At 73.8% G+C, this 1,681-nt stretch carries 2 protein-coding genes; both read left to right on the forward strand.

Annotated elements, in window-relative coordinates; all coding sequences use genetic code 11:
• Window positions 1–19 precede the first annotated feature (19 nt).
• The gene (locus ESO86_RS16510) at window positions 20–379 is read left to right on the forward strand and encodes a DUF485 domain-containing protein (RefSeq protein ID WP_376927111.1); all 360 of its coding nucleotides are present in this window, start codon (window positions 20–22) and stop codon (window positions 377–379) included.
• On the forward strand, window positions 376–1,681 hold a 1,306-nt coding region (locus ESO86_RS16515; RefSeq protein ID WP_165308180.1), incomplete at its 3' end, for a sodium/solute symporter. The genes ESO86_RS16510 and ESO86_RS16515, both read left to right, overlap by 4 nt.

Raw genomic sequence — 1,681 nt, forward strand, 5'->3', positions numbered from 1 at the left:
ACCGCCGCCCCGGGTTCGGGTGACCGCTCCGCGGAACGGCGGCCCCGCGGCATCCGACCGCCGACCCGCGGCGCGCGTGCGCAGGCCCGGGACCGACACGGGCCCCACCGACATCCACTCGGTCTACGTGCGCTCGCTGATCCGGTCGCAGCTCCGCCTCGCGCTGATCTGCGCCGGCGGGTTCGTGCTCGCGACGGTCGTGTTCGTCCTCGCCGTCGTCGCGCCCGCGCTCGACGGCGTGTTCGTCGCGGGCGTGCCGGTGTCGTGGCTGCTCCTCGGCTTCGGCGTGTACCCGCTCGCGATCACCGTCGCGGCGCTGTACGTGCGAGCCGCGTCGCGCAACGAGGCCCGGTACCGCTCCCTCGCGGAGGAGGAGTGAGCCCCGCGGTCGGCTACACGGCGATCGTCGCCGTGGCCCTCGTGTCGGTGCTCATCGGGTTCTACGGGCTGCGGATCTCGCGCACGACGAGCGACTTCTACGTCGCGAGCCGCACGGTGCGGCCGTGGTGGAACGCGTCCGCGATCGGCGGCGAGTACCTGTCGGCGGCGTCGTTCCTCGGCATCGCGGGGCTGATCCTGCTCACCGGCGCCGGCGGCATGTGGTTCCCGATCGGCTACACGGCCGGGTACCTCATGCTGCTGCTCTTCGTCGCCGCTCCCCTCCGGCGTTCGGGCGCGTACACGATCCCCGACTTCACCGAGGCCCGGCTCGAGTCGGTCGCGGTGCGGCGGGTCACGAGCGTGCTGGTCGTGGTCATCGGATGGCTGTACATCGTGCCGCAGCTCCAGGGCGCCGCGCTCACGGTTCGGATCACCACGGGCCTGCCGAGCTGGGTCGGCTCGGTCGCCGTCGCGGCGCTCGTCGCGGTCGTCGTCGCGTCGGGCGGCATGCGCTCGATCACGTTCGTGCAGGCGTTCCAGTTCTGGCTGAAGCTCGCGGCCATCGCGGTGCCCGTCATCGCGCTGCTCCTCGTCACGGGCGCCGTCGAGCCCGAGCTCGCGCCGCCGCAGGCCTTCCCGGTCTCCGACGGTCCCGGTGCGCTCGACGTGTACCGCACGGTGTCGCTGATGGTCGCGCTGCTCCTCGGCACGCTGGGCCTGCCCCACGTGCTGGTGCGGTTCTACACGAACCCCGACGGGCCGGCCGCGCGCCGCACGACCGTCATCGTGCTCGTGCTGCTCTCGGTGTTCTACGCGTTCCCGACCCTGTTCGGGCTGCTCGGCCGGGCGTTCGCACCCGACCTCGCGACGCCGGGCGATGCCGACGCGCTCGTGCTGGTGCTGCCCGATCGCCTGCTCCCGGGCGTCTGGGGCGACCTGCTCACCGCGCTCGTGATCGGCGGCGCGTTCGCGGCGTTCCTCTCGACGTCGTCGGGACTCGTGGTGTCGGTCGCGGGCGTCATCTCGCAGGACCTCCTCGGCGGGAGCGTCCGCGGATTCCGCATCGCGGCGTTCGCGTCGACCGCGGTGCCCCTCGTCGTCGCGTTCGCGACCGAGCCGGCGGGGCTCGCGGGCAGCGTCGGCCTCGTGTTCGCGTTCACGGCGTCGACGCTGTGCCCGGTGCTGCTGCTCGGCATCTGGTGGCGCGGGCTGACCGCGCGCGGTGCGATCGCGGGCATGGCGACCGGCGCGACGCTGTCGGGGGCGGCGATCCTCGGCGGCGCCCTCATCACGGCGGCGG

Origin of the sequence: Agromyces binzhouensis, assembly GCF_004135055.1 — a bacterium.
GTDB lineage: Bacteria > Actinomycetota > Actinomycetes > Actinomycetales > Microbacteriaceae > Agromyces > Agromyces binzhouensis.